Source organism: Streptomyces sparsus (assembly GCF_054776295.1).
Window position 1 is genome coordinate 1 of the sequence record NZ_BAAHCA010000391.1, and the last position, 4442, is coordinate 4442.

4 protein-coding genes are annotated in these 4442 nt (G+C 70.0%); 2 read left to right on the plus strand and 2 right to left on the minus strand.

All coding sequences use genetic code 11. The features are described 5' to 3' along the window. Window positions 1-40: 40 nt before the first annotated feature. A complete protein-coding gene (locus ACYVE9_RS17015) occupies window positions 41-1717 on the minus strand; it encodes a solute symporter family protein (protein ID WP_461028718.1) in 1677 nt (558 codons plus the stop codon). After that, entirely contained in the window at window positions 1714-2124 is a 411-nt protein-coding gene (locus ACYVE9_RS17020; RefSeq protein ID WP_461028719.1) for a DUF485 domain-containing protein, read from the minus strand. Before ACYVE9_RS17020 ends, ACYVE9_RS17015 begins: the two co-directional genes overlap by 4 nt. Before the next feature lie 335 nt (window positions 2125-2459). On the opposite strand from ACYVE9_RS17020, the gene ACYVE9_RS17025 reads away from it, so the two are divergent. Together ACYVE9_RS17025 and lgt are read left to right on the plus strand one after the other, a co-directional pair. Next, a complete protein-coding gene (locus ACYVE9_RS17025; protein WP_461028720.1) occupies window positions 2460-3203 on the plus strand; it encodes a DsbA family protein in 744 nt (247 codons plus the stop codon). A gap of 49 nt (window positions 3204-3252) precedes the next feature. Then, window positions 3253-4442: prolipoprotein diacylglyceryl transferase (gene lgt, locus ACYVE9_RS17030; protein ID WP_461028721.1), on the plus strand; the 1190-nt coding region annotated here is incomplete at its 3' end.

A 4442-nucleotide genomic window follows, 5' to 3' on the forward strand; every position in this document is an offset into this window, starting at 1 on the left:
CGCGACGGTGGGGGGCGCCGCGCGTCGGCCCCGCGGGCGGTCAGTGCTTCGCCGCGCCCTCCGCTCCGGCGCCGGTGAGCGCCCGGACCTGGAGGTCGGCGAAGCGCTGCGGGTTGTTCTCGCTCGACATCAGCGTGCCGACGACCGCGCACAGCAGGCCGAGCGGGATCGAGACCAGACCCGGGTTGGCGAGGGGGAACCAGCTGAAGTCCACGCCGCTGACCAGCGCGGTCTCGCTGCCGGACACCACGGGCGAGAAGATGACCAGGCCGACCGCGCTGACCAGGCCGCCGTAGATGCCGGCTACCGCGCCCTGCGTGTTGAACCGCTTCCAGAACAGGCTCAGCAGCAGGGTCGGCAGGTTGGCGGAGGCCGCGATGGCGAAGGCCAGGGCGACGAGGAAGGCCACGTTCAGGCTCTGCGCGAAGATGGCCAGCACGATGGACGCCGCCCCCACCCCGAAGGCGGCGAGCTTGGCGACCTTGACCTCCTCCTTCTCCGTTGCCTTGCCCTTGCGCAGCACGCTGTTGTAGAAGTCGTGCGCCAGCGACGAGGAGGAGGCGATGGTCAGGCCGGCCACGGTGGAGAGGATCGCCGCGAAGGCGACCGCCGCGATGATGGCCAGCATGACCGCGGCGAACGCGGACCCGCCGAAGTGCTGGCCGACCGCCTCCGCGAGCTGCGGTGCCGCGGTGTTGCCCGCGGCGTTCTGCTCGGTGATCGCCTCACGGCCCACCATGGCGGCGGCGCCGAAGCCCAGCACCAGCGTCATCAGGTAGAAGGTGCCGATCAGGCCGATGCCCCAGTTGACGGACTTGCGGGCCGCCTTGGAGTCGGGAACGGTGTAGAAGCGGATCAGGATGTGCGGCAGGCCGGCGGTGCCCAGCACCAGGGCCAGCCCGAGACTGATCAGGTCCAGCTTGTTCCACAGCGTCTGCCAGGCGTCGCCGGGCACTTCCTTGCCGAAGTTCAGCCCCGGTTCGAGGAACGCCTGCCCCGCGCCGCTGGCGCTGGCAGCGTCGCCCATCAGCGAGCCGATGTTGAAGCCGTAGACCGCCAGCACCAGCATGGTCAGCAGGAACGCGCCGCCCATCAGCATGCCGGCCTTGATGATCTGCACCCAGGTGGTGCCCTTCATGCCGCCGAAGGTGACGTAGACGATCATCAGGATGCCGACGATGACGATGCCGGCGATCTTCGCGGTGTCGGCGCTCATGCCCAGGTACGTCTCACCGGGCTTGATGCCCAGCAGCAGGGCGATCAGCGCACCGGCGCCGACCATCTGCGCCAGCAGGTAGAAGATGGACACGGTGATGGTGGACACCGCGGCCGCGGTCCGTACCGGCCGCTGCCGCATCCGGTACGAGAGCACGTCCGCCATCGTGAACCGGCCCGAGTTGCGGAGCAGTTCCGCGACCAGCAGCAGCGCCACCAGCCAGGCCACCAGGAAGCCGATGGAGTAGAGGAAGCCGTCGTATCCGAAGAGGGCGATCATGCCGGCGATGCCCAGGAAGGAGGCCGCCGACATGTAGTCGCTGCCGATGGCGAAGCCGTTCTGCATACCGGTGAACCCGCGCCCGCCGGAGTGGAAGTCGGCGGCGGACTTGGTCTGCCGGCTGGCCCACACGGTGACGCCCAGCGTCACCGCGATCATCGCCAGGAACAGCAGCACGGTGAAGGTGCGACCGGAGGTACTGGTCGCGGCGAGCATGGTCATGCGTGGGCTCCCTCGGAGTCGGCCCGCTCCTGGGCGTCCTTGGCGGAGGCCGTGGTGAGTTCGGCGCAGAGTTCCTCGGCGAGCGGGTCGAGCCGCCGGTTGGCGTACCGCGAGTAGAGGACCGCGATGCCGAAGGTGCTGACGAACTGCAGCACGCCGAACACCAGGGCCACGTTGACCTGACCGAACAGCACGGTGGCCATGACGTCGCGCGCGTAGGCGGACATCAGCACGTACAGCAGGTACCAGGCAAGAAAGGCGAGGCTCATGGGGAAGGCGAAGACGACCAGCCGCCGCTTCAGTTCGACGAACCGCGGATCACTGTGCATCGCCATCGAACGCCGGGCGTCCCCGTCTGGGTCACCGTCCTCGGGGGAGCGGGACTGCGGGGGGAGTTCTGTCGACATTGACGTCTCCTCGTCGGGGAGCGAACTCCCTCGTCTGTGCATCGTTACTGGCTGGAAAAGTAAGCAGCGTCACACCAGGGGGGAAGCGACCCTCGCAGGCGTGCGGCGAACGCGCGGTGTGCGCGTCGAGCGGTGGACGGTCGTGCGACGGCCGGTCCGATTCCGCGGCCAGCGGTCCGCCGGGCGGTGTCCGGCGGCGTCGAGATCCGGCCGACCGGACAACCGGCCGCCTGGCCGCCTGGGTGTCAACCTCGGCGCAGGCCGTTGCCCCTTTCGGGGGGAGTTCGCCGCTGGGCGCACGCCCAGTGGGAGCGTGGTTCGTTGGCCCGGGTGTGATGAGCCAGAGGAACGTCGAGGGGAAGCGCTCCGCCCGTGAGCGGCTGCACGACGAGCGGGAGCGGGAGAAGACGGCCGCGAAGCGGATGCGCGCACTGAAGGTGGGGACGGTGGCCCTCGGGGTGCTCGCCGTGGTCGGAGTGGCCGGTGTGGTGGTCAACCAGCAGAGCAAGGAGGACCCGGCCGGTCCGGCGGCCCAACCGATCACCGAGGGCAAGTCCGGGGCGCCCGCCACGTTGACGATCTACGAGGACTTCCGCTGCCCCGGCTGCGGGCACTTCGAGCGGAACTTCAAGGACACGATCCGGGATCTGAGCGACGCGGGCAAGATCAGGAGCGAGTACCACCTCGTCTCGATCATCGACGGCAACATGGGCGGTGACGGCTCGAAGAACGCCGCCAACGCCGCCGCGTGCGCCCGCGACGCGGGAAAGTTCACCGAGTACCACGACGTGCTGTTCGACAACCAGCCGGAGGAAGCGGCGGACACCTTCGCCGACAAGGACCACCTGATCGAGCTGGCCGAGAAGGTCGACGGACTGAACACCCCCGCCTTCCGCGACTGCGTGCGGAACGGCACCCACGACGCCTGGGTGAAGCGGGTCAACACGGACTTCACCGGCTCGGAGTACAACGCGACGCCCACCGTGCTGCTGGACGGCGAGAACCTCTACGGAGACCCGAACGATCCCCTCACTCCCGAGAAGCTCAGGGAAAAGGTGGAACGGATCGCCGGAAACTGACGACGCGGTTGCCGCGCGGGCGGTCCGGCAGGGTAGCGTCTGACTCGCCATGGACACCCTTGCCTTCATCCCCAGCCCGTCGTCCGGCGAGATCATGCTCGGCCCGATCCCGCTCCGCGGCTACGCGTTCTGCATCATCCTCGGCATCTTCGCCGCGATCTGGATCGGCGGGAGGCGCTGGGTGGCCCGCGGTGGCCAGCCCGGCACCATCGCCGACATCGCCGTCTGGGCGGTGCCCTTCGGCCTGGTCGGTGGCCGGATCTACCACGTCGTCACCGACTACCAGCTCTACTTCGGCGAGGACAAGAACTGGGTCGACGCCTTCAAGATCTGGGAGGGCGGTCTCGGCATCTGGGGCGCCATCGCCTTCGGCGCGGTCGGCGCGTGGATCGCCTGCCGCAGGCGGGGCATTCCGTTGCCCGCCTACGCCGACGCGGTGGCTCCGGGCATCGCCGTCGCCCAGGCCCTCGGCCGGTGGGGCAACTGGTTCAACCAGGAGCTCTACGGACGGGCCACGGACGTGCCGTGGGCGCTGCGCATCGACAACGGCCTGGACGACGGCACCTTCCACCCGACGTTCCTCTACGAGTCGCTGTGGTGCCTCGGCGTCGCCGCCCTGGTCATCTGGGCCGACCGCCGTTTCCGGCTGGGCCACGGCCGGGCGTTCGCCCTGTACGTCGCCGCCTACACCGTCGGCCGGTTCTGGATCGAGTACCTGCGCATCGACGAGGCGCACACCTTCCTCGGCCTGCGTCTGAACAACTGGACGTCCCTGGCCGTCTTCCTGGCCGCGGTCGCCTACCTGGTGATCTCGGCCCGGCGGGCGCCCGGCCGGGAGGAGACGGTCGAGCCGCTGCCCGAGTCGCCCGAAGGACCGGACGCCACGACGGACGGCAAGGCCGACGCGGGCAGGAGGGCGGACGCCAAGAAGGAGGCGGACGCCAAGGGGGACACGGGCAAGGCCACCGACGGCAAGGCCACCGACGGCAAGGCGTCTGCCTCGGGCAAGGGCGCGGGTGGCGAGCCCACCGCCACGGACAAGCCCACCGCCGGGGACAAGCCCACCGCCTCGGACCAGGCCGCAGGTAGGGCCGCCGCCGGCACGAACACCGGCGCCAAGGCCAAGGACGCTCCCGCCACGGACGCCACCGCCACGGACGCCACCGCCGGGTCCCGGACGCCGGCCGGTTCGGCGCCGGCGGTCAAGGCGGCCAAGCCCGTCGAGGGGGAGGTCTCGCC